The sequence below is a fragment of the Mesorhizobium sp. M0037 genome, assembly GCF_040323635.1.
Classification (GTDB): Bacteria; Pseudomonadota; Alphaproteobacteria; order Rhizobiales; family Rhizobiaceae; genus Mesorhizobium.
On sequence record NZ_JAMYVB010000003.1, the window covers coordinates 39,692 to 65,683 of the forward strand.

31 protein-coding genes are annotated in these 25,992 nt (G+C 63.2%); 16 read left to right on the forward strand and 15 right to left on the reverse strand.

The window, feature by feature from the left end; genetic code table 11:
* Positions 1 to 3: 3 nt before the first annotated feature.
* A complete protein-coding gene (locus tag NKJ78_RS07090; protein WP_023738541.1) occupies positions 4 to 954 on the forward strand; it encodes a cytochrome c in 951 nt (316 codons plus the stop codon).
* Positions 955 to 974: 20 nt separating this feature from the next.
* Here NKJ78_RS07090 and NKJ78_RS07095 read toward each other — a convergent pair whose 3' ends face one another.
* The 3 genes from NKJ78_RS07095 to NKJ78_RS07105 all read right to left on the reverse strand — a co-directional run bounded on the left by NKJ78_RS07095 (position 975) and on the right by NKJ78_RS07105 (position 4,280).
* The gene (locus NKJ78_RS07095) at positions 975 to 1,364 is read right to left on the reverse strand and encodes an SET domain-containing protein (RefSeq protein WP_023673684.1); all 390 of its coding nucleotides are present in this window, start codon (positions 1,362 to 1,364) and stop codon (positions 975 to 977) included.
* Positions 1,365 to 1,509: 145 nt separating this feature from the next.
* A complete protein-coding gene (locus NKJ78_RS07100; protein ID WP_023738542.1) occupies positions 1,510 to 2,136 on the reverse strand; it encodes a LysE family translocator in 627 nt (208 codons plus the stop codon).
* Entirely contained in the window at positions 2,133 to 4,280 is a 2,148-nt protein-coding gene (locus tag NKJ78_RS07105) for a S9 family peptidase (RefSeq protein WP_023738543.1), read from the reverse strand. The genes NKJ78_RS07100 and NKJ78_RS07105 overlap by 4 nt, the downstream gene beginning before the upstream one ends.
* Positions 4,281 to 4,394: 114 nt before the next feature.
* Here NKJ78_RS07105 and NKJ78_RS07110 point away from each other — a divergent pair, with 114 nt between their 5' ends.
* Both NKJ78_RS07110 and NKJ78_RS07115 read left to right on the forward strand, forming a co-directional pair.
* Positions 4,395 to 4,769, forward strand: coding sequence for an SH3 domain-containing protein (locus tag NKJ78_RS07110; RefSeq protein WP_023702200.1), 375 nt, complete (start codon positions 4,395 to 4,397; stop codon positions 4,767 to 4,769).
* Positions 4,770 to 5,181: 412 nt separating this feature from the next.
* Positions 5,182 to 5,607, forward strand: coding sequence for a Ros/MucR family transcriptional regulator (locus NKJ78_RS07115; protein WP_023673680.1), 426 nt, complete (start codon positions 5,182 to 5,184; stop codon positions 5,605 to 5,607).
* A 126-nt stretch (positions 5,608 to 5,733) separates the two neighbouring features.
* Here the strand turns inward: NKJ78_RS07115 and NKJ78_RS07120 are convergent, their stop codons facing one another.
* Together NKJ78_RS07120 and NKJ78_RS07125 are read right to left on the reverse strand one after the other, a co-directional pair.
* Positions 5,734 to 6,162: a SufE family protein gene (locus NKJ78_RS07120; RefSeq protein WP_023738544.1), complete on the reverse strand. Its 429-nt coding sequence runs from the start codon at positions 6,160 to 6,162 to the stop codon at positions 5,734 to 5,736.
* Positions 6,163 to 6,279: 117 nt separating this feature from the next.
* Positions 6,280 to 6,648 carry a DUF5330 domain-containing protein gene (locus NKJ78_RS07125; protein WP_023732038.1) on the reverse strand — a complete coding sequence of 123 codons (369 nt, stop codon included), beginning with the start codon at positions 6,646 to 6,648 and terminating at the stop codon, positions 6,280 to 6,282.
* Between the two features lie 532 nt (positions 6,649 to 7,180).
* Between NKJ78_RS07125 and NKJ78_RS07130 the strand changes: the two genes are divergently transcribed.
* The 3 genes from NKJ78_RS07130 to NKJ78_RS07140 all read left to right on the forward strand — a co-directional run bounded on the left by NKJ78_RS07130 (position 7,181) and on the right by NKJ78_RS07140 (position 10,110).
* The gene (locus tag NKJ78_RS07130; RefSeq protein WP_352459670.1) at positions 7,181 to 8,926 is read left to right on the forward strand and encodes an ATP-binding protein; all 1,746 of its coding nucleotides are present in this window, start codon (positions 7,181 to 7,183) and stop codon (positions 8,924 to 8,926) included.
* Entirely contained in the window at positions 8,901 to 9,689 is a 789-nt protein-coding gene (locus NKJ78_RS07135; protein WP_352562405.1) for a peptidoglycan-binding domain-containing protein, read from the forward strand. The genes NKJ78_RS07130 and NKJ78_RS07135 overlap by 26 nt, the downstream gene beginning before the upstream one ends.
* Before the next feature lie 73 nt (positions 9,690 to 9,762).
* Positions 9,763 to 10,110, forward strand: coding sequence for a DUF1491 family protein (locus tag NKJ78_RS07140; protein WP_023698568.1), 348 nt, complete (start codon positions 9,763 to 9,765; stop codon positions 10,108 to 10,110).
* On the opposite strand, the gene NKJ78_RS07145 is transcribed toward NKJ78_RS07140, so the two are convergent.
* From NKJ78_RS07145 to NKJ78_RS07160, 4 genes are all read right to left on the reverse strand, one after another.
* Positions 10,097 to 11,107 carry a DUF2336 domain-containing protein gene (locus NKJ78_RS07145; RefSeq protein ID WP_023749364.1) on the reverse strand — a complete coding sequence of 337 codons (1,011 nt, stop codon included), beginning with the start codon at positions 11,105 to 11,107 and terminating at the stop codon, positions 10,097 to 10,099. The two genes, NKJ78_RS07140 and NKJ78_RS07145, sit on opposite strands and share 14 nt — an antisense overlap.
* Before the next feature lie 396 nt (positions 11,108 to 11,503).
* On the reverse strand, positions 11,504 to 12,052 hold the full coding sequence (locus NKJ78_RS07150; RefSeq protein ID WP_023687234.1) for a DUF1254 domain-containing protein: 549 nt from the start codon (positions 12,050 to 12,052) through the stop codon (positions 11,504 to 11,506).
* A complete protein-coding gene (locus NKJ78_RS07155; protein ID WP_023738546.1) occupies positions 12,045 to 12,629 on the reverse strand; it encodes a DUF1214 domain-containing protein in 585 nt (194 codons plus the stop codon). Before NKJ78_RS07155 ends, NKJ78_RS07150 begins: the two co-directional genes overlap by 8 nt.
* A gap of 73 nt (positions 12,630 to 12,702) precedes the next feature.
* Positions 12,703 to 14,862: a transglycosylase domain-containing protein gene (locus NKJ78_RS07160; RefSeq protein WP_023684539.1), complete on the reverse strand. Its 2,160-nt coding sequence runs from the start codon at positions 14,860 to 14,862 to the stop codon at positions 12,703 to 12,705.
* Positions 14,863 to 14,989: 127 nt separating this feature from the next.
* On the opposite strand from NKJ78_RS07160, the gene NKJ78_RS07165 reads away from it, so the two are divergent.
* Together NKJ78_RS07165 and NKJ78_RS07170 are read left to right on the forward strand one after the other, a co-directional pair.
* Entirely contained in the window at positions 14,990 to 15,295 is a 306-nt protein-coding gene (locus tag NKJ78_RS07165) for a glycine cleavage T C-terminal barrel domain-containing protein (protein WP_023727644.1), read from the forward strand.
* A complete protein-coding gene (locus NKJ78_RS07170) occupies positions 15,277 to 16,830 on the forward strand; it encodes a trimethylamine methyltransferase family protein (protein WP_352459669.1) in 1,554 nt (517 codons plus the stop codon). Before NKJ78_RS07165 ends, NKJ78_RS07170 begins: the two co-directional genes overlap by 19 nt.
* Before the next feature lie 12 nt (positions 16,831 to 16,842).
* Here the strand turns inward: NKJ78_RS07170 and NKJ78_RS07175 are convergent, their stop codons facing one another.
* From NKJ78_RS07175 to NKJ78_RS07185, 3 genes are all read right to left on the reverse strand, one after another.
* Positions 16,843 to 17,007 (reverse strand): hypothetical protein, encoded by a 165-nt coding sequence (locus NKJ78_RS07175; protein ID WP_023705441.1) that lies wholly within the window; start codon positions 17,005 to 17,007, stop codon positions 16,843 to 16,845.
* Positions 17,008 to 17,143: 136 nt separating this feature from the next.
* Complete coding sequence (gene groL / locus NKJ78_RS07180) at positions 17,144 to 18,772, reverse strand: chaperonin GroEL (protein ID WP_023684537.1); 1,629 nt, start codon at positions 18,770 to 18,772, stop codon at positions 17,144 to 17,146.
* Between the two features lie 64 nt (positions 18,773 to 18,836).
* Positions 18,837 to 19,199 carry a co-chaperone GroES gene (locus NKJ78_RS07185; RefSeq protein WP_023698577.1) on the reverse strand — a complete coding sequence of 121 codons (363 nt, stop codon included), beginning with the start codon at positions 19,197 to 19,199 and terminating at the stop codon, positions 18,837 to 18,839.
* Positions 19,200 to 19,446: 247 nt separating this feature from the next.
* On the opposite strand from NKJ78_RS07185, the gene NKJ78_RS07190 reads away from it, so the two are divergent.
* Together NKJ78_RS07190 and NKJ78_RS07195 are read left to right on the forward strand one after the other, a co-directional pair.
* On the forward strand, positions 19,447 to 19,710 hold the full coding sequence (locus NKJ78_RS07190; RefSeq protein ID WP_023670169.1) for a hypothetical protein: 264 nt from the start codon (positions 19,447 to 19,449) through the stop codon (positions 19,708 to 19,710).
* Positions 19,707 to 19,973 carry a DUF1488 family protein gene (locus tag NKJ78_RS07195; RefSeq protein WP_023670170.1) on the forward strand — a complete coding sequence of 89 codons (267 nt, stop codon included), beginning with the start codon at positions 19,707 to 19,709 and terminating at the stop codon, positions 19,971 to 19,973. Before NKJ78_RS07190 ends, NKJ78_RS07195 begins: the two co-directional genes overlap by 4 nt.
* A 43-nt stretch (positions 19,974 to 20,016) precedes the next feature.
* On the opposite strand, the gene NKJ78_RS07200 is transcribed toward NKJ78_RS07195, so the two are convergent.
* Together NKJ78_RS07200 and NKJ78_RS07205 are read right to left on the reverse strand one after the other, a co-directional pair.
* Positions 20,017 to 20,208: a hypothetical protein gene (locus tag NKJ78_RS07200; RefSeq protein WP_023684535.1), complete on the reverse strand. Its 192-nt coding sequence runs from the start codon at positions 20,206 to 20,208 to the stop codon at positions 20,017 to 20,019.
* A gap of 7 nt (positions 20,209 to 20,215) precedes the next feature.
* A complete protein-coding gene (locus NKJ78_RS07205; protein ID WP_023684534.1) occupies positions 20,216 to 20,425 on the reverse strand; it encodes a hypothetical protein in 210 nt (69 codons plus the stop codon).
* A gap of 217 nt (positions 20,426 to 20,642) precedes the next feature.
* Here NKJ78_RS07205 and NKJ78_RS07210 point away from each other — a divergent pair, with 217 nt between their 5' ends.
* Positions 20,643 to 21,050: a DUF3168 domain-containing protein gene (locus tag NKJ78_RS07210; RefSeq protein ID WP_023670173.1), complete on the forward strand. Its 408-nt coding sequence runs from the start codon at positions 20,643 to 20,645 to the stop codon at positions 21,048 to 21,050.
* Positions 21,051 to 21,056: 6 nt separating this feature from the next.
* Here NKJ78_RS07210 and NKJ78_RS07215 read toward each other — a convergent pair whose 3' ends face one another.
* Complete coding sequence (locus tag NKJ78_RS07215; RefSeq protein WP_023684533.1) at positions 21,057 to 21,443, reverse strand: ester cyclase; 387 nt, start codon at positions 21,441 to 21,443, stop codon at positions 21,057 to 21,059.
* Positions 21,444 to 21,723: 280 nt separating this feature from the next.
* On the opposite strand from NKJ78_RS07215, the gene NKJ78_RS07220 reads away from it, so the two are divergent.
* From NKJ78_RS07220 to ccmI, 5 genes are all read left to right on the forward strand, one after another.
* Positions 21,724 to 21,984 carry a hypothetical protein gene (locus NKJ78_RS07220; RefSeq protein ID WP_023670174.1) on the forward strand — a complete coding sequence of 87 codons (261 nt, stop codon included), beginning with the start codon at positions 21,724 to 21,726 and terminating at the stop codon, positions 21,982 to 21,984.
* Between the two features lie 82 nt (positions 21,985 to 22,066).
* Entirely contained in the window at positions 22,067 to 22,732 is a 666-nt protein-coding gene (locus NKJ78_RS07225) for a response regulator transcription factor (protein ID WP_023670175.1), read from the forward strand.
* Positions 22,716 to 24,134 carry an ATP-binding protein gene (locus NKJ78_RS07230; protein WP_352459668.1) on the forward strand — a complete coding sequence of 473 codons (1,419 nt, stop codon included), beginning with the start codon at positions 22,716 to 22,718 and terminating at the stop codon, positions 24,132 to 24,134. Before NKJ78_RS07225 ends, NKJ78_RS07230 begins: the two co-directional genes overlap by 17 nt.
* Before the next feature lie 174 nt (positions 24,135 to 24,308).
* On the forward strand, positions 24,309 to 24,752 hold the full coding sequence (locus NKJ78_RS07235) for an RT0821/Lpp0805 family surface protein (protein WP_023687241.1): 444 nt from the start codon (positions 24,309 to 24,311) through the stop codon (positions 24,750 to 24,752).
* A gap of 85 nt (positions 24,753 to 24,837) precedes the next feature.
* Positions 24,838 to 25,992 (forward strand): c-type cytochrome biogenesis protein CcmI, encoded by a 1,155-nt coding sequence (gene ccmI / locus NKJ78_RS07240; RefSeq protein WP_352562406.1) that lies wholly within the window; start codon positions 24,838 to 24,840, stop codon positions 25,990 to 25,992.

The window sequence follows — 25,992 nt, forward strand, 5'->3', positions numbered from 1 at the left end:
TCAATGCCCTTGTGGAAAAAATTTGTCGGCGCCGCCCTTGTCCTGGGTGTCGTCGGTGCCGGCGCCGGCTGGCTGTTGTCGGCGCCGGTCAAGCTCGACACTGACACCCTGGCGCAGCTCGGCCCCGGCGACGCCGCCAGGGGCAAGCGCATTTTCAATGCCGGCGGCTGCACCTCCTGTCACGCCAAGCCAGGCTCGCAGGGTGACGCCCGTTTGCAACTGGTCGGCGGCCTCGAGCTCAAGACGCCGTTCGGCACCTTCGTGCCGCCCAACATCTCGCAGGATCCCAAGGACGGCATCGGCGCCTGGACGGTCGAGGACCTTGCCAACGCCATGCTGAAGGGCGTGTCGCCGTCGGGCGAGCATTTCTATCCGGCCTTCCCCTACGCATCCTACGCCCGCATGAAGCCGGCTGATATTGCCGATCTCTATGCGTTCCTGAAGACGCTGCCGGCGGTCGCCGGCAAGGCGCCGGACAATTCCCTGAGTTTCCCCTTCAACATGCGCCGCGGCCTCGGCCTGTGGAAGCGGCTCTATCTCAGCAAGGAGCCGGTGATTGCCTTTGCCGATGGCACGCCTGATCCGGTACTCGCCGGCCGCTATCTGGTCGAGGGGCCTGGCCATTGCGGCGAATGCCACACGCCGCGCGACTTCACCGGCGCCACTAGGAAGAGCCAGTGGCTGGCTGGCGCGTCGGCAGCCGAAGGCAGCGGCGTCGTGCCGAACATCACATCGGGCGAGGGCGGGCTCGGTGACTGGTCGGAAGCCGACATCGCCAACTATCTCGAAACCGGTTTTACCCCCGATTTCGACTCGGTAGGCGGCGCCATGGTCGACGTGCAGCGCAACATGGCCGAACTGCCGCCGGGAGATCGCGCGGCAATAGCCGCCTATCTCAAGGCGGTGCCGCCGCATCCCAACGGCTACCCGGTGCGCAGCAAGCCGGCCAAGTGATCCCGGCTACAGGTGGCGATCTACAGGTGGCGATCGCCGAGGAAGTCGAAGCCCGTCTCGAAGAAATGGCTGTAATTGCAGGTCAGTTCCTCGCCGGGTGCGATGTCGCGCAAGGCATAGGTTTCCTCGGGCGAGGAGACATCGCAATTCGGTTCGTCGTCATGGTTCATGTAGCGGGCGTCGTCGGCTTCGAAGACGATGTAGTTCGGATCCCGGCGGTCTGGATAGGAATAACGGTCGAGATAGTTCTTCACCGGGCCGCTCTCGCCTTCATAGGTCTCGACGTCGATGATCCGGTCGAATCTGGGGTCGAGCTTCCAGACCAGCGTGCCCTTGGCAATGTGGTTCCTGGCGAAAACCCCGATGCCCTGGATCGGTGATTTCTCGAGATAGGTGTCGACGAGCAACATAGTGGCCCCTTTGCGTATGTCATGGTCTGGAAGGTGGCGCGCATGGGTAGCGCGCAGCCATTGCAAATGCGAGTGAAAATGAGCAGCCCGGAATTCAAAAAGTGACGACCGGCGCGCCTCGACGGGCGCGCTTTTCGCTTCGACATCAGCGCTGCTGCAAGGCCAGACGAACGCCTAACGCGCAGTAGATGCCGCCAACCACCTTGCCTTGCCATTTCACCACCGACGGATTGCGGCGCAGGAACGTGCCGAGCCGGCCCGCACTCACGGCAAAGACGACTGTGCTGAAAAGGCCGAGCAGAACAAAGATTATGCCCAGCGTCATCATCTGGAGCATCACCGATCCGTTTTCAGGCCGCACGAACTGGGGCAGGAAGGCGAGGAAGAAAAGCGCCGTCTTTGGATTAAGCACTTCGGTCAGGACAGCTTGACGAAACGCCTTGCTGGCGGAGATCGCGAGTGCGCCGGCAGTAGGGTCGGCCGGTATTCTCTCGATGATTGCGCGGATGCCGAGGTAAACGAGATACGCCGCGCCGATGTATTTTACGACGCTGAACAGCGTTGCCGAAGTGGCGATGATCGCCGAAATGCCGACCATCGCCATGATGGTATGGAACACATCGCCAGCCGCGACGCCCGCGCCCGTCGCGACGCCAACCCTGGTTCCGGAACTCGTCGCTCGCGCGACCGTCAAAAGCGTGGCTGGGCCTGGAATAAACACAAAGCCAAGCACAACCGCTATGTAAGCCGTCAAGGTGGATAGATCGATCATTGCGACGCCTCCGTTGCATTCTCAGCCTTGCCCGTAACCTCGGGTTCGGGCTTGGCCGTAACCTTGAGCGCGAAGGAGTAGGTATAGGCGATCTCCTCCAGCCTTGAAAAGCGGCCGGAGGCGCCGGCATGGCCGGAATCCATGTTGATCTTGAACAGCACCGGATTGTCGCCGCTCTTGCGCTCGCGCAGCCGCGCCACCCATTTGGCCGGCTCCCAATAGGTGACGCGCGGATCGGTGAGGCCGGCCAGCGCCAGTATCGGCGGGTAGTCGTGATCGGCGACATTGTCATAGGGTGAGTAGGCGGCGATCGTTTGGTAATCTTCCGCCGACGCGATCGGGTTGCCCCATTCCGGCCACTCCGGCGGCGTCAGCGGCAAGCTTGCGTCGAGCATCGTGGTCAGCACGTCGACAAAGGGGACCTCGGCAACGATGGCGCCGAAATTTTGCGGCGCCATGTTGGCGATCGCACCCATCAGCATGCCGCCGGCCGAGCCGCCTTGCGCGACGATGCGGTCGTGTTGGGTGTAACGCTCGGCGACGAGATGCTGCGCGACGGCGATGAAATCGGTGAACGTGTTCATCTTGTGCGCCCGCTTGCCGTCGTCATACCAGCCATAGCCCTTGTCCTTGCCGCCGCGGACATGGGCGATGGCAAAGACAAAGCCACGGTCGACCAGCGAGAACCAGTTGGTGTTGAACGCCGACGGGATGGCAATGCCGTAAGAGCCGTAGCCGTAAAGCAGGCACGGTGCGGAGCCATCGAGCGGCGTGTCGCGGTGATGCAGCAGCGAGACCGGCACCAGTTCGCCATCGGCGGCCGGCGCCATCAGCCGGCGCGTGACATAATGATCCGGACTGTGACCGGACGGCACTTCCTGGGTCTTCAGCAGCACACGCTCGCGGCTGCGCATATTGTAGTCGAAGACCTGCGCCGGGGTCGTCATCGACGAATAGGTGAAGCGCATGATCTCGGTGTCGTATTCATAGGACCCCGACAGGCCGAGCGAGAACGCCTCTTCGTCGAACGAGATCAGATGCTCCTCGCCGCTGCGGCGATCGCGCACGACGATGCGCGGCAGCCCTTCCTTGCGTTCGAGCCTGACCATATGATCCCTGAAGCCGACCACCGACAGGATCAGCCGGCCTTGCTCGTGCGCCACCAGCTCGTCCCAGTTGGCGCGAACCGGGTCATCAGCCGGCGCCGTCATGATCTTGAAGTCCTTGGCGCCGTCGGCATTGGTGAGGATGAAGAAGATGTCGCCGCCTTCTTCCAGATCATATTGCAGGCCGGTCTCGCGCTTTGCCACCAGCTTTGGCTCGGCGAAAGGCTCATCGGCGCGCATCAGGTGATATTCCGAGGTTTCGTGATCGTTGATCCCGATCATGATCCATTCGTTGGAGCGCGTGCCGCCGACATCCATGAAGAAGCCGGGATCGGTTTCCTCATAGATCAGCCGGTCATTAAGGGGGCTGCCGCCGAGCGCGTGGAACAGCACCTTGGACGGACGATGATTGTCGTCGAGCCTTGTGTAGAAGAAACCGTCATCGGCGGCATTCCAGACGCCGCCACCACTGGTGGCCTCGATCTGGTCGCTCAGTTCCTTGCCGCTGGTGAGATCGCGCACGCGAAGTGTGAAGAATTCAGAGCCCTTGTCGTCGAACGCCCACAACAGCTTGCGGTGATCGGCCGCATGGTCGACGCCGCCGAGGCGGAAATAGGGCTTGCCCTCGGCTTCCGCGTCGCCATCGAGCAGGATCTGCTCATCGCCGCCATCGCGCGGCATGCGGAAATAGCGGGGCTGTTCGCCGCCAAACTTGAAGGATGAGCCGTAAGCATAGGGGCCATCCTTCATCGGCACCGTCGAATCATCTTCCTTGATGCGCCCCTTCATCTCGCCGAACAGCTGCTTCCGAAGCTCTAGCGTATCGGCCATAAGCACTGCTTGATAGGCGTTTTCGGCTTCGAGATGGGCGCGGATGCGGCCCTCAAGCAGGGAAGGGTCCCTGAACATCGCCTGCCAGTTCTCGGCCCTCAGCCAGGCATAGTCATCTGTGCGGGTAATGCCGTGATGCGTGTCGAAGACGGGGTGTTTCTCGGGGCTCGGCGGGCTGGCGGTCGGAAAAGCTGAGGTCTTGGTCATTGCGTCTCACTGAAGAAATTACTTGAATGGCAAATGAACACGCCGATCAGCGCGGGTTCAAGGGCCGGGATGTATTGGTTGCGGCGGGCTCGGGAGATGAGCCAAAAGGAGAGGATGATGAATTTCCATATCAACACCGCTGCGGCTCTCGCCGTCGTCGCTTCGACCGTTCTGGCTTTCACCGGCCAGTCTCATGCAACCGCGTTCGCCGCTTGGCAAGTGGCTGGCGTGCCGTTCGGCGACACGCTCAACGTTCGCAAATATCCGTCCGGCACCTCGCAGAAGCAGGCCGCCTATCCCAACGGGACGATCCTGCAGATGACCGGCAAGTGCACCGGCGGCTTGAATCTTCTGGAGATCGCCGGCCAGCCGCACTGGAAACAGAAACAGGCAATTCGCTATCAATGGTGTCAAGTTTGGCACGACCCGGCGCAAAATGGTGGTTTTGTTAGTGGCTGGGTCTATGGAAAATATCTCACGCCGTATTGAATCCGGTCAGACCGAATATCTTCTTCGGCGTGTTTCGCCAACGCTTTGCAACTTGCGGTTTGGTACGAATCCGACAATCAGCTGCCCAAACCTTGAAGCATAGACGAAGCATCGCTGCCCATTTTATGAGTCCCTGCTGATTTAGCGATGGCGTGACCTTACGTCATGCTAGTCCTGGTCCGACCAGAAAATATCGCGAAGTTACAGAGTGCACGAAAGATTGAAGCTGAAGAGCGACTATTCGATGAATATCGTTGAATATAGCGCAAGATGCGAATTGACTTACTTTGTCTGTGGGCTCATTAAGATGCCCGGACGCGAATCCATGAAGCTCTTCCCGCGTGAAATTCGCGCCATGCCCGATCTTCCAAAAAGGGCGCAAACAGAAACATCCTTCGTTGGGGCCTAAACCATGGATATCGTCGAAACACCTTCCAGAAATAGCGATGCGCTGATCGAGCTGACCGCCGATGTGGTGGCAGCCTATGTCAGCAACAATCCCGTGCCGGTCGGCGAATTGCCGAACCTTATCGCTGATGTCCATGCCGCTCTCGGGCGCGTGGGCGGAGCAAGCGAACAGCCTCCGGCCGACAAGCAGAAGCCTGCGGTAAACCCGAAGCGCTCTGTTCATGACGATTACATCGTCTGCCTTGAAGATGGCAAGAAGTTCAAGTCGCTGAAGCGCCACCTGATGACCCATTACGGTCTGACGCCCGATGAATACCGCGAGAAGTGGAATCTCGACGCCAGCTATCCGATGGTTGCCCCCAACTATGCCGCTGCCCGTTCGCAGCTGGCCAAGAAGATGGGCCTCGGCCGCAAGCGCAAGGGGCGGTAACACCGGCTCCAATGGACAAGATCAACGGCGCCCCTTACGGCGCCGTTTTGTTTCTAGAACAATTCCAGGAAAACTGCCCAGCGCTTTCTCTTGGGAATTGCGTCGAAAGAAGAGAAGATAGAGCAATCAAGCAGTCTGCTTGAGAGCCATCTCGGCGTCGCGCTTGATGCGCTTGACCATTGAGCGCAGGCCATTGGCCCGCTGTGGCGACAGATGTTCGTCGAGGCCAAGCGACCTCAGCGTCGCCTCGGCGTCCGTTTTAAGGATCTGGCTGGCAGTCCGTCCCGAAAACAGCGCCAGCATGATGGCGACCAGACCGCGTACGATATGAGCGTCTGAATCGCCTGTGAAGGTGATGACCGGATCGGCGCCCGGCGCTCGGCTCGTGGTCAGCCAGACCTGGCTGACGCAGCCCGGCACCTTGTTGGCGGCGTTGCGTTCGGCGTCGGGAAATGGCGGCAGCGCTTCGCCGAGCTCGATCACATAGCGATAGCGGTCTTCCCACTCGTCGAGCAGGGAGAAGTCGTCGCGGATCGTCTGGATCGTCGTGGCCATTGCTCGGGATATAGTCATCCGCGGCTGCGGCGTCACGGAAAAAGAAGAAAAGCACCGCAGGCATCGAGAGGTCCGACCGGCCTGCGGTGTCGCTGTAGATACCAGCTGAAACGGTGTTTAGTTCTTCGCCACCAGCTTGGCAGGTATGTTGACTGTCGCCGGCAGCACGATGTCCTCGGCGACGCTGCCGGTGGCCAGCGATGTATCGGGCGAGGTCTCGGCGCTCTTGTCGTCCAGCATGGCGGCGGCGATCTTGGCGGTTTCCTTGGCCCGGGCGCTGATCGTATGCATCGCCGACTTGCCGGTTTCGCAGACGTCCGGCTTGCGCTCGCAAATGCCGGCGATGTCGCCGACCGCTTCGCGCGCCGCAAAAAGCGCCTGGAACGGCCCGACGCTCTCGCGGCCATCCTCGTCGGGGCCGACGGTCAGCGGCAGCGCCAGCAACACCAGCGAAAACCAGAACGCCATTCTTATCAAAAAGCCCATCGATCTGCCCTCTCGTCCAATGACCGGATCATGCGTCCATGCGCAATGACCTCTTTATATCAGCGACAATGGCACATGAGGCGCAAAGGACGGCTTTCCTGCTCAGCGAAAATTTTCCTCAAATTTTAGGCAAATTCGAAGCGAGGCGTTTTGCAGTGCATTAGCCTCAAATGCCGGCGATTTTCTTAACCTTGCAGTAACCATCTAAGCGATTGTTGCGCATGGATATCTTCAGAAGAGCAGGCATGCCGGCTCAGGGTTTCGCAGCCACGGGCACGCCCTTTGCACATAACGCTCCGTTTACTATGGCCACAAATGGCGGTGCATTCCGGTGCCGGCGCTCCAATTTTTGCCGCAGCGCGCTCGTTGTTCGGGTCAGCCTTATTCATTCCTTAAACGCTGGATGCGAGTTTCAAACAAGCAAAAGCGACCTGCAAAGCAGGGGCAGTCACGACCGGGTGCGAGTGCGTTGAGTTTGACAACTGCCAGATATATTGAACTGCCTGGCGCGCTGGCGGCTGGTTGCGAACGCATGGTCCATCCGGCCATCATCGGCCAGGGCGATCGCCTGCGCCAGCGCCGGTTCATCGGCATCATGCTTGCCGCTCCGTTCTTCGCCGCCGGTGCGGCGGTGACACTGGTCACCTCGGGCATGGGCGCCGCCGTCACCGTCGCAGCCATTTTCGCCGCCTTCGGTCTTTGCTGGTTCGCCGCCTTGCTGGTGGCGGCGTCAGGCAAGATGACGCTGGCAGCCCAGGTTGCCCTTGCCGCCGGCGGTCTTGCCCTTGCCGGCGCCGTCGCGGCAGCAGGCGGCCTGGCGTCGCCGGTTGCGCTGCTGTCTCTGGCACTGCCATTCGAGGCCTGGTGGATCGGCGGTTCAAAGCGCGCGGCACTTTGGGGCGGCCTCTCGGCCTTGGCCGCAATGCTGCTGCAGCCCTTTGTCGCCTCTGTCGTCCCGCTCGGCGGGGCGCAAGTCGCGGCGTGGCACTGGCTGCTGCCGCTCGCCTGGGGCCTGACGCTGGTTCCCCGGCTCGCAGCCCTAGGCGATGCCGCACGCGCGCAGCCCGCGCTGCTTCCAAACGACCGCATTGAAGACATGATCGACGCCGTTGTCCTGCATGTCGCCCGGCATGGCGAGGTCCTGGATGCCTCGGCCAAGGCGCGCACCATCCTGAAGCTGCCGCCGGAACTGCTTTTCGGCGCCGGGCTGTTCGACCGCATCCACCTGTCCGATCGCGTCGCTTATCTCAGCGCGCTTGCCGACATGCGCGATGGCGCCCTGGCGCGCCGGCTCGATCTTCGGGTAAGGCTGCCGCAGGACGGCAGCGCCTCGACGGCCGACAATTACCGGCCATTCCAGCTCGAACTGGTGCGGGCCGGAGGGCAGCAGGAGACCTTCACCCTGCTGCTGCGCGAGAACGACGAGACTGCCCGATTGCGCGACGAGCTTGCTGCCGCCAATGAGGCCGCAGCGTCGGCCGAGGTGGCGAAGGGCCGCTTCCTGGCGGTCGTCAGCCACGAGCTTCGGACGCCGCTCAACGCCATCATCGGTTTTTCCGACATGCTGCTGCATGAGATGTTCGGCGGCTTCAAGGACCCGCGCCAGAAGGAGTATGTCGGCCTGGTGAAAGAGTCGGGCCAGCATCTGCTTGCCGTCGTCACCTCAATCCTTGATGTCTCGAGGATCGAGGCCGGCGCCTACGCGACCGAGCCCGAACCGTTCCGCTTCATCGAAGCGGTCGAGATGTGCCAGTCGATGATGCAGCTGCAGGCGAATGCCAAGAACATCGGTCTCCAGGCGCAGATTGCGCCGGACGCCGGGGAGATCAATGCCGACCGTCGTGCCGTGCAGCAGATCCTGATCAACCTCGTCTCCAACGCTGTCAAGTTCACGCCCGATGGCGGCAATGTCGTCGTCGGCGCCAAGCGGATCGGCTCGCGGCTGCATTTCTGGGTCAGGGACACCGGCATCGGCATCGCCGAGGAAGATTTTGTCAATCTCGGCAAGCCGTTCATGCAGATCCAGAACGACTATACGCGCCGCTTCGAGGGCACCGGGCTCGGCCTGTCGCTGGTCAAGGGCCTGGTGGCGCTGCACGACGGCACGATGTCGATCGAAAGCATGCCGGGCGAGGGGACGACGGTCACGATCAGCCTGCCGGTGAACGGGCCGAAGAGGAGCGCGACCGAGAGGAACGGCGTGCTGCCGATGCCCGCGACCAGGACGAAAGGCGACGCGAAAGGGGACAGGAATGGCTCGCTCCGCAAAACAGCCTAAGTCGGTCAAGCGCCGCAGCGGCGCGTTCGAGGCCGGCGCGATTGCGCTGGGCGGCGCGATCTCGCGCAATCCGGTCCTGGTCGGCGGCTCGACCGCCTTCCTGGTGACGCTGTTCTACGTTTCCGCCAACGCGCTGTGGTACCAGCCGTTTCCGCATGCCGGCGCCTTCTTCGCCACCCGCAGCATCGAGGGTTTTCCGCACCCCGGCGCGGACGAACCCGAAACCACCATCAACATCCTGCGGCCCGGCCCGGCTCCGGTCAAAAGCGATCCGACCGTCGAGCAGGTCCAGGGCATCCTGAAGGATCTCGATTTCTACACGGGAACGGTCGACGGCATTTCCGGGCCGAATACCCAAAAGGCGATCCAGGCATACCAGCAGAAAGTTGGCCTGCCGGCCTCCGGTGAGATCGACGCCGTCCTGCTCGACCAGCTCGGCGCCAAGCAGACAACAGCTGGCATCCCGCATCCTGTGCCGAGGCCCGTGGATATGGCCGCCGCTCGAGTTGCCGCGCCCGAGGCCGCGCCTGCGCCCATCCCGGTTTCCGCGCCGGTATCCGCCCAGGCGCCCGATGCCCGCATCGTCAAGATCCAGGCCGGCCTGAAGGCATTCGGCAATGACGACATGCAGCTCGACGGCGTCGTCGGCGCCCGCACCAAGGCGGCGATCAAGGAATTCCAGTCGCTGTTCGGCCTGCCGGAAACGGGCGAGCCCGACGAGGTCGTCTACGTCAAGATGCGCGAGATCGGCCTGACCAATTGAGTGGTCAAGACGACCGCTCGCGGATAGACGAAAATCCGGCTAAGACGCCGCGCATGTCCTCCGGAGCCTCGTCATGCGCGTAACCACCGAGTTTTGGGTGTCGGCCCTGCTGCGCCGTGTTTTCGGCGCCGGCGGCTTTGCGGCCGTCGTCAAGCGCGGCGCGACCGAGGCCGGCGCTGTCTTCGTGCTCTCCCGCGGCAGGCTGGGCGACGTCTCCCTGTTCGGCCCGGCGCCGCAGACGAGCTACGATTCGGACAAACCGGATGATCGCTTTTTCACGCTGCTCGGCGCCGGCGACGATGCCGCCGCGCTTGACGCCAGGCTTGAGCGGGAGAAAAAATTCGATCCCGACATCTGGGTGGTCGAGATCGAGGCCGGAACGGTTTCCGTCGAGGAGCTTCTCTCCGTCAAGACGCCTTGAGGCTGGCCCCTAGGCTGGCTTTGTCGACGTCCGGCGCTTGGTCGCCATTCGCGGCGACAGGGGTGTTGCCGCGCACCGCTCGCGACAATGTTTCGGCCTTCCAGCCGCGCACCTTGTCGAGCGCCGCCTCGTGGTGCAGCAGCCGGTAGCGGTCGAGGAAGATGCGGATCGCCTGCGGGTGCGGAAACTCCCGGGGGTAAACCGCGACCATGATCAGGAATGCCCTGTCCTCACTGAGGTCGAGCGCCCGCAGCGCGGCGAGCAGCGAGACATAGCTCGAATGCTCGGTCAGCGACCGCGCCGTCGAGAAGTCGATATCGAGCGCGTCGGCAAGCGCGGTCTGGAAGAAGGCGGCGTTGCCGGTCAGCGCCGTCTCGCGCAGCTTGCTGTAAGTTGCTGAGCCGGCGAAGGGATTGACCGATGTCGCCTCGCCCTCGGCGAGCATCATCGAGCGCAGGCGGCGCCTGGCGGTTTCGGCGGCGCTGCCGGGCAGTTTTGGTGCGCTGGGAGCGGCGGCAGCGGCTTCGGCGTCGGCGCCCGCCACGTCGGCGATCGGCTCGGGCTGCCGCACGCGCACCAGGGTCGGCTTTTCCAGCGCCTTGATCAACTGCGCGATGGTCGGGTTCAAATCCTTGCGGCGGGCAATGGCGCGCGCATGCGGCAGGCCGTGGCGGCCGATCAACGCGATCAGGTCGATGTCGCCCAGCGCCCGCGAACGGACGAGCAAGGGGGCGCAGACATCGACCGGCTCCTCGCAAAGCCGCCGCACCAGGGCGGCCGGCGCATATTCGCATTCGGACAGGGCGGCGGCGACATAGCGGCGCGATTCGACCGGCACGCTGTCGAACAGCGGCAGCGTCAGATCCTCGAGCTGGGCGATCTCGCGGCGCGACGGGCGGGTCAGCGAGCAGAACGCCGACACGGCGGCGCGAAACAGCCTTTCGGCTTTTCCCGATTCCGTCCGTATGGCGATTTGCCTGAAATCCGAAGCTGACACGGAAGATACGCCCGACACTCGACACAACCCGGGCCATGCTCAACCGCAACTGTGTCGGTTTCGCGCAAGGCCTGGAACAAACATCAAATTAGCCGCGATCCGTTAGCGCTCCGTTAACCCTCTGCCGGCCTTAATCGCATTTGGAGGCGTTGCGTTGTGCTCCGGGGCAACCGAGAGGAATACGCGAACCATGGGCATGGTACTGTCTTTCGTGCCGCGATCGGCACCAGTCAATCGAGCAGTTCAGGACACCGGTACGCCGGCGGCGGTGATCATTTTTCCCGGCGTCCGCTACGAGCATCCGCCATTGGCGGGCCAGGCGCGACCGGCGGACCAGCCGGGCACACCACGGACGCCTGTTCCGCACCACTGAATTTGCTGGTCGTCGGGGTGAGGTCAGTAGTCCTGCAGTTCGCAGGAGCTCTGGTCCAGGAACTGCGACACAACCGGCTTCCAGCTGTCGTCAGGCACGAAGGCGCGGATGACGAAGATGCCTTCCTCGATCGGCGCCTCGACGAAGATCGCCCCTTGCAGGTCTTCGGGAAGCTCCCTGCGCACGTCGATCATCTGTGCCGGCGTCAGCACCACGGTGTCCAGCTTGCTGCCGGTCGCCGTGCGGTCATTGAATGAATAGAAATTGTGGCCGTTGCGGTCATAGACCGACACCGACCAGAACGGCACGCTGCCCGGCGCCTTGATCCGCACCACGCCTTCGGCAAGGTCGAAGCGGCAGGCGGCGGCGTAAAACAGCGGATCCACCGACTTCACCACCGGCGCGCCGCCCGCCTCGGCATCCAGCCTGGTCATCTTGTAGAGGTCGGACGCCATCGCCAGCCGTGACCAGGCATCGCGCTCGGTAAATTCCGGCACCAGCAAAAGCACCACGATGTGAACGATGCCGGCGCCGAGCAGGCCGAGCAGGATGGCGTGCAGCAACCTACGCATTGCAGCCAGCCTTGACGATCCGGGGCAGCGACACGTCGGAAAGGCCGGTGCTTGAGGCAATCGGCGTGTCGTAGAAGGTGAGCACGAAATACATCCGGCCAAAACCTTCGGTCAGAAGCCAGTTGCCGGGGGCCGGACGGTTGCCGACGGCGATGATCACCGAATTGTCGGGCTGACGCAGCACCTGGTAGGATTGCAGCGCCGCCAGCCTCGGCTTGCCGGTGTCGACCACGCCGAGCGATTGATCCGCGGCATAGAGCGTCCAGAACCGGGCGGTCGGGAAACTGCCTTCGATCCTGTAGTCGCATTGCCGCTGAAGCTCATCGCCGGCCGCATCGCGTTCGGCGATGAAGGACAAGCCTTCCGCCTTGCCGAGCGCCAGCACGCCCTCGCGCGCCACGCGCGCCTTCGAATAGGGGTCGGCATCTTGCGTGCCGATCTCGGGAAAGGCGGTCCATTCGCCGATGCTGATCGCGCCGACGCCGCTCTGCGCCTGCAGCGCATACCAGACGCTGCCGCCGCCGAGGCCGATGGCTATGGCAAGCGAAAGCAGCGTGAAAAAGGCGGTCTTGAGCATGAAGAACCGGGACGAGTGAATTATCGTTCGGGGATATAGCGGGGCAGGCCGCAGAGCAAGCAGCGCTGTGGAATCAAAGCGCCGACAGGGTCTCCGGTGTCTGCGGCGAGCCGAGCACGGGCGCGGCCTGGAACACCTTGGTCATCTCGCGCAGCGTCTGTGTCGTGCGGCTGGACAACACCGCCGGGCGCTCGGCCGCGGCATCGGCGGCTGCCTGATCGGCGTTTTTCTTCTCCGCTTCCTCGGCTTTGGCCGCGATCTCTTCGTCGACGAAGGGCTTGTCGAGGCCGGGGATCGGCTTCAGGTCGATATTCTGGTGCGCGTAGACCATCAGCCGCTGCCACACCATCGCCGGCAGCGTGCCTCCGGTCATGTTGCGGGTCGGGGTGAAGTCGTCATTGCCGAGCCAGACGGCAGCGGTGTAATTGCCGGTGAAGCCGACGAACCAGGCGTCGCGGTAGGATTGCGTCGTCCCCGTCTTGCCGGCGACGACGATGTTGGGCAGCTGCGCGCGCCGCGCCGTGCCGATCGCCGGCACCGCAGCCAGCATGGTGTTCATGTATTTCAAAGCCTGTTCCGACAAAACCCGATGCGGCGCCGGCGCATCCTTGGCAAAGTCGTAGACGACGTCGCCGGTGCGGGTGACGAGTTGCGTGATGCCGTGCCGCGAGCCGGCGAAGCCGTTCTGCGCGAACACACTGTAGCCCGTCGCCTGGTCCATGACCGTCATGCCCGATGTGCCGAGCACCATGGTCTTGTGCGACTCCAGCGGCGATTCCACGCCGAATGATTCGGCCATCGCCTTGATCGGGCCGATGCCGAGATAGTCCTTGGCCAGCCGTACCGGCACGGTGTTGATCGATTTGGCGATCGCCGTGATCAGCGTCACATTGCCGGCCGAGCCGCCATTGTAGTTGTGCGGTGACCAGCCGCCCCAGCTGATCGGCCCGCCTGAGACGACGGAGTCCGGGGTGAACCCGTGCTCCATGGCGGTGGCGTAGACGTAAGGTTTGAACGAGGAGCCGGTCTGGCGCAGCGCCTTGGTGGCGCGGTTGAACTGGCTTGCGCCATAGTCGCGGCCGCCGACAATGGCGCGTACCGCGCCATTGGTCTCGATCACTACAACGGCGCCCTCGGTGACGTTGTATTCCTTGCCGAACTGGCGGAGATGGAATTCGACGGATTCCTCCGCCGCTTTCTGGATGTTGGCGTCGAAAGTGGTGTGGGCGACCAGCGAATGCTGGCCGGGCTTGGCGATTTTCTTGACCTCATCGAAGGCCCAGTCGAGGTAATAATCCGGGCTCTTCTGCTCGCCGCGGTCGACGATCTCGGCTGGATGCAGCCTTGCCTGCAGCACCTGGCCTTCGGTCATGAAACCGGAATCGACGAGGTTCGACAGCACCACATTGGCGCGAGCACGGGCGGCGGGCAGGTTGATGTGCGGGGCGTATTTGGTCGGCGCCTTGAACAGGCCGGCCAGCATCGCCGCCTCGGCGAGGTTCAGATCCTTGACGCTCTTGCCGAAATAGAAATCCGCCGCCGCCTCGATGCCGAACGTGCCGCCGCCCATATAGGCGCGGTCGAGATAAAGCTGCAGGATCTCCTTCTTCGACAGATTGGCCTCCAGCCACAGCGACAGGAAGGCTTCCTTGATCTTGCGCTGGAAGGTCCGCTCATTCGACAGGAACAGGTTCTTGGCCAGCTGCTGGGTGATGCTGGAGCCGCCCTGGACGACGGAATTGGCCCGCACATTCTCGAAGATGGCGCGCGACAGGCCGAGCACGTCGATGCCGTAGTGCTCGAAGAAGCGCCGGTCCTCGGTCGCCAGCACTGCTTTGATGACATGGTCCGGCATCTCGTCGACAGGCACGGAATCGCGCTGGATGATGCCGCGCTGGCCAATCTCGTTGCCGTAGCGGTCGAGGAAGGTGACGGCGAAATCGCCCTGACTGCGCCAGTCGCCGGTGGTGATCTGGAAGGCCGGCATCGCGAGTGCGAGCAGCACGACGACGCCGCCGGCGCCCATCGTAAAACCTTCGCTCAGCACCTCGATGATGCCGCGTCGCCAGCCGGTGACTCGGAAGCGCCGCGAAAAAATGGTCGCCGATTCCCAGAACTGGCCGGCCTTGAAGCCGATTTCGTAGAGCGAGGAATCGATCCACGCGTCCACCGCCAGCAGTGCGGCGGCGATCGGACCTCTTCGTCTTGGACGTCGTTCTAAAGGACTGGCCATTCCCGAAACTCACCCCACCCACCTGAGAACCGCAAGCGGGCAATTTCAGGGCGGGCATACCCGGCGAAGACTATTCTTCCATTTCAGCCCGGCTCACAAGGGCAGCCAGGCCACACCGCACGGTTTGTTGAGCGCCGCCCGGATCGTGACGCTGGAGGTCGACGCCGTCGATGCCGACGCCAGTGGCTTCGAGCCAGTCTGGCACAAGGGCCGGCGCGTCGGCTTCGTCGCCTCAGCCGGCTATGGCTACACAATAGGCAAAAGCGTCGCGCTGACGTTGCTTGGCGACGAATTCGCCGGGGAGGGGACCGCGCTTTGGGTGCACATTGTCGGCGTCGAGCGGCCGGCGCGAATTATTCCGGCCTCGCCATACGACCCCGAGGGCAGGCGATGCGGCAATGAGGAGTTTTGGCCATGGTCGATGACATTATAAGGGAGACCAGGCGCGAGCGCCGGCGCGGGCACACCGGTGAGGCCGGCAGCGGGTCAAGCCGCCACCCGAACTATCGCTCGCTCAAGAACCCGTTCCTGCCGCAGCCGGTGTTTTCGGACGACCGGGTCGCGGCCATCCACGACACGGCGTTGCGCGTGCTGGAAGAGCTCGGCATCAAGGTGCTGCTGCCGGAGGCGCGCACCATCTTCGCCCGCTCCGGCGCGATGGTCGACGAGGACAGCCAGATGGTGCGCATCGGCCGCGATATCGTCACCGCCGCACTGGCCTCGGCGCCAAAATCCATCCGGGCGCTGGCCGGCAATCGCAGCCGCGACCTCACGCTCGAACTCGGCTCGATGACGTTCCTCGCCGGAGCCGGGGCGCCCAACGTCACCGATCTCGAACGCGGACGGCGTCCGGGCACGCTCGCCGCTTTCGAAGAACTGACCAAGCTTGTTCAGAATTTCGACGTGCTGCATATGCTCGGCCCCTGGATCGAGCCGCAGGATGTCGACAACCATTTGCGCCACTATGCCGTCAACCGTGCGCAGCTGACCCTGTCGGACAAGTTCCCCTTCGTCTTCGCCCGCGGCACGCCGCAGGTCGAGGATGGGTTCGAGATGATCAGGCTGGCGCGCGGGCTCTCGCAGGACGAGTTCCTGGCCGGCGTCCATTGCTACACCGTGATCAACACCAATTCGCCGCGCCAGCTCGATATCCCGATGGCGCAAGGCATCATCGACTTCGCCAGGGCCGGCCAGGTCTCTGTCATCACGCCCTTCTGCCTGGCCGGCGCCATGGCGCCGATCACCGTCGCCGGCGCATTGACGCTGCAGCATGCCGAGGCGCTGGCTGGTCTCGCGCTGGCGCAGATGGTGCGGCCGGGCGCACCGGTGGTCTACGGATCCTTCTCCTCCAATGTCGACATGAAGTCCGGCGCACCGGCCTTCGGCACGCCCGAGCACGTCAAGGCGACGCTGGGCGCCGGCCAGCTGGCGCGCTTCACCGGCCTGCCTTGGCGGTCCGGCGGCGGCAGTGCGGCCAACATTTCCGATGTGCAGGCGGCGCACGAGACGCAGTTCGCGCTGTGGGGCTCGGTGCTTGCCGGCGCCACCGTCTGCATCCATGCCGCGGGCTGGCTGGAGGGTGGCCTCAGCGTCTCCTACGAGAAGCTGATCACCGATATCGAGGCATTGCAGACGGTTGCCGAACTCTGTGCTACGACCCCCGGCGACAAGGATTCGATCGGCTTCGAGGCGATCGCCGAAGTCCAGCCGGGCGGGCATTTCTTCTCCGCCGGCCACACCATGACGCGCTACCGCACCGCCTTCTACGAGCCGCTGGTCGCCGACTGGTCGAATTTCGGCAGCTGGACGCAGTCCGGTTCGAAGTCGGCCACCGAGCGCGCCACCGGCATCTGGAAGCGGACGCTGGCCGACTTCCAGCCGCCGGCGTCGGCCGTTGCCACATCCGATGTGCTCGACGAGTTCATTGCCCGCCGCACCGAAGAGGGCGGAGCGTTGCCGATGTCGTGAGGTTGGCAGCCGTCACATCGGCCGCTTGTCGCCGGTCTTCGACGGCTCGCGGCGAATCGGCCCGGCATCGGCCTGCCTGTGCTTGTCGGCGGCAATCCGGCGGATGCGATCGAAGCGGCTCTCCTCCGCCGGCTTGGTCGCGGATACAGCGTTTGGCTTCGGGGCAAATGTGATCATCTGTCGATCTCCCTGTCGTTGCTGACTGGTCTTGACTGACTGACGGAAATTCCTGGCTCGCCGGGGAAATGTCCCCGGCAGCCTGTTCTGATTTATGCCCGCCCAGATTCCCAGGCGGGCAATTTTCGGGCGATGGTCAGTAGCCGCCCATGCCGCCACCGCCGCCCGCAGGCGCCGCATCCTTGGCCGGAACGTCGGTGATCATCGCTTCGGCGGTGATCAGAAGCGCTGCAATCGAGCCGGCATCCTGCAGTGCGGTGCGCACCACTTTCGCCGGATCGACGATGCCCGCCTTGATCATGTCGACATAGACCTCGTTCTGGGCATCAAAGCCCTGATTGTGGTCCTTGCTGTCGGACAGCCTGCCGACGACGATCGAGCCTTCGACACCGGAATTCTCGGCGATCTGGCGGATCGGCGCTTCGAGTGCCCTGAGCACGATCGAAATGCCTGCCGTCACATCGTCATTGGCGCCAGTCAGCCCGGCCAGCGCCGATCTGGCGCGTAGAAGCGCCACGCCACCGCCGGGCACGATGCCTTCTTCCACCGCCGCGCGCGTCGCATTCAGCGCGTCGTCGATGCGGTCCTTCTTTTCCTTCACTTCAGACTCGGTGACGCCGCCGACGCGGATCACGGCGACGCCGCCGGCGAGCTTGGCCAGCCGTTCCTGCAGCTTCTCCTTATCGTAATCGGACGTGGTCTCCTCGATCTGGCCCTTGATCTGCGCGATGCGCGCCTGGATGGTCGCCTTGGTGCCGGCGCCGTCGATGATCGTGGTGGTGTCCTTCTCGATCAGTACGCGCTTGGCGCGGCCAAGCATCTCGATGGTGACGTTTTCGAGCTTGATGCCGAGATCCTCGGAAATCATCTGGCCCGATGTCAGCACGGCGATGTCTTCCAGCATCGCCTTGCGGCGATCGCCGAAGCCCGGCGCCTTGACGGCCGCGACCTTGAGGCCGCCGCGCAGCTTGTTGACGACCAGCGTCGCCAGTGCTTCGCCTTCGACGTCTTCCGAGATGATCAGCAACGGCCTGCCGCTCTGCACCACTGCTTCGAGGATCGGCAGCATCGCCTGCAGATTGCCGAGCTTCTTCTCGTGGATGAGCACGTAAGGCTCTTCCAGTTCGACGCGCATCTTGTCGGCATTGGTGACGAAATAGGGTGAGAGATAGCCGCGGTCGAACTGCATGCCTTCGACGACGTCGAGTTCGGTGTCGGCGGTCTTGGCCTCCTCGACGGTGATGACGCCGTCATTGCCGACCTTGTCCATCGCCTTGGCGATCATGGCGCCGACGCTGGCATCGCCATTGGCGGCGATGGTGCCGACCTGCGCGATCTCGGCCGACGACTTGACCTTCTTGGCCTTCGCCTTGATGTCCTTGACCACGGCGGCGACAGCCTGGTCGATGCCACGCTTGAGGTCCATCGGGTTCATGCCCGCGGCAACCAGCTTGGCGCCTTCGCGCAGGATCGATGCGGCCAGCACCGTGGCGGTGGTGGTGCCGTCACCGGCGAGGTCGTTGGTCTTCGAAGCCACTTCGCGCACCATCTGCGCGCCCATGTTCTCGAACTTGTCAGCAAGCTCGATTTCCTTGGCCACCGTCACACCGTCCTTGGTGATGCGCGGCGCGCCATAGGCCTTGTCGATGATGACGTTGCGGCCCTTGGGGCCGAGCGTGACCTTCACCGCATTGGTGAGGATCTCGACGCCGCGCAGCATGCGGTCGCGCGCGTCGGTGGCGAATTTGATTTCCTTGGCAGACATTTTTTTCAATCCCGTTGGTGTGGTGAAGCAAGCGGCTCGCCGGAGCCTGGCAAAGCCAGGCCGGTCAGGCAGCCTTCTTGGCTTTGACGCTCTTCTCGGTGACGACCGTCCCGCTCTTGCCGATAGCGGCCGTCTCGCTCTTGTCGATGACGCCCATAATGTCGGCTTCCTTCATGATCAGCAGGTCCTCGCCGTCGATCTTGACCTCGGTGCCCGACCATTTGCCGAACAGGATGAAGTCGCCGGCCTTGACGTCGAGCGGAACAAGCGCGCCGTTTTCGTCGCGTGCGCCCGGCCCAACGGCGATGACTTCGCCTTCCTGCGGCTTTTCCTTGGCATTGTCGGGAATGATGATGCCGCCCTTGGATTTGACATCGCCTTCGGCGCGCCGGATGACGACGCGGTCGTGGAGTGGCCGAAACTTCATGAGAACTTCTTTCTGGGGCCGGCATAGGCGACCGCGCCGTTCTTATAGGCGTGTTGGCACTCGATAGATAGGAGTGCCAAAAATTATTCGTGGCCAAAATTAAATATTAAAAAGTATTATGATGTCTGCAGGGTTCGAAACGTCGCGAGGCGCCTAGATATTTCAAAAAATTGAATTTCGAGGCAAAAGTGACTATTTATATCGTAAGTTCGATTTCACAATTTCAGGCACGAAGGAGATTTAGGCGATGGCCGAAGGCAATCAGAGCATCATGGAAAAAGCTGAAGCCCGCTTCATGGACAAGCAGAAGAAGACGGCCGAGCGCAACAAGGCAACCTCCGACTACATGTCCGAAGCGAGGGCCAGGGAGATCAAGACAGCAAGGCTCAGGGAATTGCGCCTGGCCAAGGAAGAGGCCGACCGCGTCGCGGAAGCCTTGAACCCGACACCGAAGAAGAAGCGGGCGACAGTCAAGAAAGCCGCCGCCGCGCCGAAGGGGGGCACGTCATGAGCCTGACATTCCCCAATCCAAGTCGCTTCTATGACGAGGCCGGCAAGCGCATCCGCTTTGTCGGCCACGACGGCATGTTCCAGATTTCCTTCTCTGTCGCAGCCGATGCCCTCTCGAAGGCGCCATCAGGGACGGCGACCGCGGAAGCCACCTATCTGGCGGCTTTCGACACCGCGTCCAGCTCCATCCATGACATTGCCAGCAAGGCCTACGCCCGCACCCGCAAGAGCATATATGTGCTCACAGCCGCGGATTTCGGTTAGCGCGCGTTCGTCTTGCAATCAGAGCGGCTGAGATCAGCGTGCGTCAGGACTTGCGGTCGGCTTTTGCCCGCCGCTTGACGTCCCGGCTGTTCAGGCGGTCGGCCATCGCTTCCGCATCGCGCAAATTCATGGCCACCATTACCTGTTGCTTAAGCTCGACAGGCTGGCCGGTGAAGATGTCGAAGATAGTCCAGCTCTCGGGCTCGTCCATGCGCAACGCGTAGCGGTTTGTCATATCGGCATCAGGCCTTTGACATGAAAAATGCCGCCGCCAGGATCAGGATTGTCCAGGCCACCACCGACAGCTTCAAGGCCAGGCCGCCATGCATTGAAAGTATCTCGCGCATGCGCAGGGCCACGGTGCTCTTCGACAGGGCGGGTGCTGCCGCAATCGCGACCGGGGGCTTGACGCAGAGCTTTCCAAAAGCCGGCAGCAGCGGTGGCGTTCGCATGAAATGACCTCGAATTGCCGGAGAAAACAGGGCTCCTCATAACACCCTTCTTGAAACTCCCCGCATGCCAAATAGAACCCGGTCCGTGAAAGGGCCATGCCGCCCGATTCGCCGCCTTCCATCAGGCGGATCGTCATCTGGCGAAATCCGTGCAACGCGGTTAGGTTGCGCGCGAAACTGAGGTTGTTCAAAGCGTGACAGGCGAACGGAGACGACGATGACGGCGCCCGGCGATTTGCTGCAAGCCTTGTTCATGAGATTGAAGAGCGATGCCTCGCTGACGGCGCTGCTCGGCGGCGCCGGGTTGCGCGAGCAGGCGGCCGACAGTGCCGCCTTCCCTTATGTGACCTATGGCAGGACCAGCGCATTCGATCTGGACACCGGCGCCGACAATGATGACGACCAGCTCATCACGCTGCATGTCTGGTCGAAGGCGCAAGGCGAGGCCGAGACGCGTCTGATTATGGACAGCATCCGGGCGCGCCTTGACGGCGCCGCTTTCGCCACCGGCTCGCGCGACCAGACCCGCCTGTCGCTGGAGTTCGCCGAGGCCCGCTACGACGAGGACCTGGCGCTCTACCACGGGGTGCTGCGGATACGCGCTCTCACCGAACAAAGTGATTGAAGCAACCTAGATCTGCGCCTGGATCTCGGCCTTGTCGATGACTGACCACACCTCGCGGATGCGACCCTCTCCGAATTCGTAGAAAACATTCTCAGCGAACGACACGCGCTTGCCGTTCACCGGCAGGCCGAACAGCACGCCCTTGGGATGACAGTCGAAATGCAGGCGCGCCGCCACGCGCGGCGGCTGGCAGACCAGCAGTTCGATGTTGAAGCGGAGGTCGGGAATCGCCTCGAAATCGCCTTCGAGCATACGGCGATAACCCGACAGGCCGAGCATTTCGCCATTGTGCTGCACCTCGTCGCCGACAAAGTCTCCAAGTTTCGCCCAGTCCTGGGCATTCAGGCAAGCGATATAGCCCCGGTAAAGGTCGGCAAGGTCTTTATCCGTCATGGCGCACTCCGACGATTTGGCGTTTCCCGCGCTATTTAGGGCGGCCCTTCAGAATGGTCTCGCCTTGACCTGTTCCCAATCTGGCTGCGAATTGAGAACCTGCGCGCAAACACCATAGCCGCGCAGCCGGTTTTCCGGTTATGAATCCATTGCCCGGTCTGAGGGACTGGGCGGTAGGATCGCATTCATTCGTTGCGCGCGCAGGGGGTATTGCGGGGATGGATTTTCACCCGTTCACCGTTCATTTCACGTTCAGCACAGTTGCGTTACAACGCCGACCATGAAAACGCTTCGCTCTCATGTCAGAACCGCGATACTGGCGCTCACAGCGGCCGGCCTGTTGGCGTCGCAAGCGACGCCGGCAGCCGCGGCGGATTGCTACGCGATCGGCCAGCAGGTTGCCGAGCAGAATGGCGGCACGCTGGCCAAGGCTTCGCAGACGACGCGTGGCGGCCAGGAGGTCTGCGTCATCGTCGTGCTTGTGCCGGGCAAGGACGGCCAGCGTCCGCGCCGCTCCGAGATCGTCGTCCCGGCGAACTGATCCAATCTTCCCCCTTGCAGGGCTCGTTTCCCAGACCACCGGAATCGGCCTATATCTGACACATCAACAGGCCTGACCGATCATGCGCGTACTCGTCGTCGAAGATGACAAGGATCTCAACCGGCAGCTGGCCGACGCGCTGGTCGATGCCGGCTATGTGGTCGACCGCTCCTATGACGGCGAGGAGGGGCATTTCCTCGGCGACACCGAGCCCTACGATGCCGTCGTGCTCGACATAGGCCTGCCGCAGATGGACGGCATCAGCGTCGTCGAGCGCTGGCGCCGCAACGGCCGCAAGATGCCGGTGCTGATCCTGACAGCGCGCGACCGCTGGAGCGACAAGGTGTCGGGCATCGATGCCGGCGCCGACGACTATGTCACCAAGCCGTTCCACATCGAGGAGGTGCTGGCCAGGGTGAGGGCGCTGATCCGCCGCGCCGCCGGCCATGCCTCGTCCGAGCTCACTTGCGGGCCGCTGCGCCTCGACACCAAGGCCTCCAAGGCCGATGTCAACGGCGTGCCGCTGAAGCTGACCTCGCATGAGTTCCGCCTGCTGGCGTATCTGATGCACCATATGGGCGAGGTGGTGTCGCGCACCGAGCTGGTCGAGCATCTCTACGACCAGGATTTCGACCGCGATTCCAACACCATCGAGGTCTTTGTCGGCCGGCTGCGCAAGAAGATGGGCATCGACATGATCGAAACCGTGCGCGGCATGGGCTATCGCATGCGTGAGCCGGAGGCGTAAGGCGGAACCGCTCCCCATACCAGCAAGGAAGCCTTTTTCGGCGCGGCTCTGGCCTCGCTCGCTGGCCTTCCGCGTCATCGGCTTTTCCACGATCTGGGCGATCCTCACCCTGATCGTCATCTTCACTCTGATCACCACGCTCTACCGCCAGGCCAGCGAGCGCGGCTTCGACAGCCTGCTGTCGGCGCATCTGTTCAATTTGATCGGCTCCGTCGGCGTTTCCGAAACCGGCCAGCTCACCGGCGCTCCCGACCTTGGCGACCTGCGCTTCTCGGAGCCGAATTCGGGCTGGTACTGGTCGGTGGAGCCGGCTTCCGAAGGCGTGCACGGCAACCTTCATTCGTCCTCGATGACCACGACGATCCCGTCGCCGACCGTTGCCGAGGTGCCTTTCAATTCCAGTTTCCAGCGCAGCTATTCCACCGACGGCATCGGTGACGAGGAACTGCAAGTGTTCGAAAGCGAATTCGTCCTCGATGCCAAGAACCGCGCCGCGCGCTTCCGCGTGATGGGCAACCAGACCGAGCTCGAGCACGAGATCGCCACCTTCCAGGGCCGCCTGTTGACCTATCTCAGCCTGTTCGGCGTCGGCATGATCGCCATCAATGCGATCGCTATCCTGCTCGGCCTCCAGCCCTTGCGCCGGGTTCGCAACGCGCTTGCCCAGGTGCGCGAAGGCACGGCGCAGCGGCTCGATGGCCGGTTTCCCGCCGAGATCGAGCCGCTCGCCAACGAAACCAATGCGCTGATCGAAAACAACAAGCGCATCGTCGAGCGCTCGCGTACGCAGGTCGGCAACCTTGCCCATTCGCTGAAGACGCCGCTCGCCGTGCTGATCAATGAGGGCCGGGCTCTAGGCGGCGCCAAGGGCCAGCTCATCGCCGACCAGGCGGCGTCGATGCAGAAACAGGTCGACCACTACCTGCAGCGGGCACGGGTCGCGGCGCAGCGCGACAGCGTCGTCTACCGCACGCCGGTGACGCCGCTGGTGCAGCGCATGGTGCGCGTGCTGCAAAAACTCAAGCCTGATGTCAGCCTGTCGCTTACGCTGCTGGCGGCCGACATCGTCTTTGCTGGCGAGCGCGAGGATTTGGAGGAACTGCTCGGCAACCTTCTCGACAATGCGATGAAATGGGCGAAGAGCACTGTTGCCGTATCCGTCACGCCGGCCGCAGCCGGCCTGTTCGAGCTATCGATCGAGGATGACGGTCCCGGCATCCCCGAGGACAAGGCCCGCGATGTCTTGAAACGCGGCCGGCGCCTCGACGAGACAAAGCCGGGAACCGGGCTCGGACTTGCCATCGTTGCCGACCTCGTCAACGAGTATGGCGGGGCGCTGGCGCTGGAACGCTCCGCGATGGGCGGGCTGAAGGCGGTTGTGCGCTTGCGGAGCTTGCAATGATATACTGCCCAGGGCCAATCGACACGGCCGAATGCCTGTGTTATGGCGGCCCCTCGATTGCGCAAAAGCCGTTAAGAACGGCCAAATTTCCGACAAATATCAATAGTATGACGTCCTGACGCCCCCGATGACGCGGCCCCCAGCGCATCCCGTTCAAGAAAACCGGTTGTTGGCATGAAGATTCGCGTTGCGCTCGTTTCCGCACTGCTCGCTCTTTCCGGCTGCGGAACGCTGGGCAAGGGCAGTGGCCCGGATATCTCCATCACCAACCCGCCCGCGTCGCCTCCTTCAGGGGCCAAAGTCGCGACGACGATCATCTCGGCCATGGCCGGCGGGCTCGTCGGCGGATCGATCGGCAGCGGCCTGAACAGCACCGAGAAGCGCAAGGCGCTCGAGGCGGAATACAAGGCGCTCGAATATACGGCGAGCGGCCAGAAGGTGACGTGGAAGAGCGACAGTTCGGCTCATTCCGGCGAAGTCGTCGCGGCCCAGCCCTACCGCGTCGGCTCGCAGGATTGCCGCCAGTACACCCATACGGTGTTTACCGGCACGGCCGGCCAGACCGCGCGGGGCACCGCATGCCGCAACGCCGACGGCAGCTGGACGCCGCTGACCTGAACATTGGGCCGGGGCCGGAATCCCGTCAAAGCGTCGCAGCACCCTCATGTTGTGAGAGCAGGGCTCTCGCTCTATTGGAAGAACCATGCTGTTCTGGGTCATAGCCGCACTCCTCACGCTGGGCGCAAGCCTGGCGGTGCTGCTGCCGCTGACCAGCGGCGGCAAGGGCGCTCGGACCAGCAGCGACCATGATCTCGAAGTCTATCGCGACCAATTGGCCGAGCTTGAGCGTGACGCCGCGCGCGGCCTGATTCAGCCGGCCGAAGCCGAGGAGGCGCGCACTGAGATCGCCCGCCGCATCCTTCGCCTGGGAGATGTTGGTCAAGCCAATGTCGGTCAAGCCGATGCACCTGGCGCGCGGCAGCCGTCGAGGGCGGCCAGGTTGATGGCAACATCAGCGGTGCTGGTGGTCCCGCTGCTCAGCTGGGGCCTGTACAGCCAGCTCGGCTCGCCGGATCTGCCGTCGCAGCCGCTCGCCGAACGGCTGGCCAAGAATCCGGCCGATAGTTCGGTCGACGAGTTGGTGGCGCGCGCCGAGGCCCATCTTGCCGCCAACCCTGGCGATGGACGCGGCTGGGACGTGCTCGCCCCGATCTATCTGCGCCTGCAGCGCTTTCCCGATGCCGTGACCGCCTATCGCAATGCCATCCGCCTCGATGGCGACACGGCCGCCCGCGAGGCCGGCCTCGGCGAAGCGATTGCCAATGCGGCCGGCGGCATCGTTTCGGCCGATGCGCAATCCGCTTTCGAACAGGCGCTAAAACTCGACCCGGCAAACGCGAAAGCCTCGTTCTATTTGGCGATGGCGCTGGCCCAGGAAGGCCGCATACCCGAGGCAACCGCGGCGTGGCAGAAAATGCTCGATTCCCTGCCGCAGGATTCACCATGGCGCGGAGCTGTCCAACAGGCACTGGCCGAGGTCGCCAACCGCAGCGTCGCGTCAGGAGAGCCCGCCAAAGGCCCCGACGCCGCAGCCGTCGATGCCGCCTCGTCGATGGCGCCGCAGGACAGGCAGGCCATGATCGAAACCATGGTCGCCGGCCTCGACGAAAAATTGCGGCAAAAACCGCGCGACACGGAAGGATGGATGCGGCTCATTCGTTCCTATGTTGTGCTGGGCAAGGCCGACCAGGCGCGCGACGCGCTGCATCGCGGTATCGCCGTGTTTGGCGCCGACAGTGAGGAAGCGAAGAAATTCACCGCCTTTGCCGCCTCGCTCGGCCTGACGGCGACGGAGTAG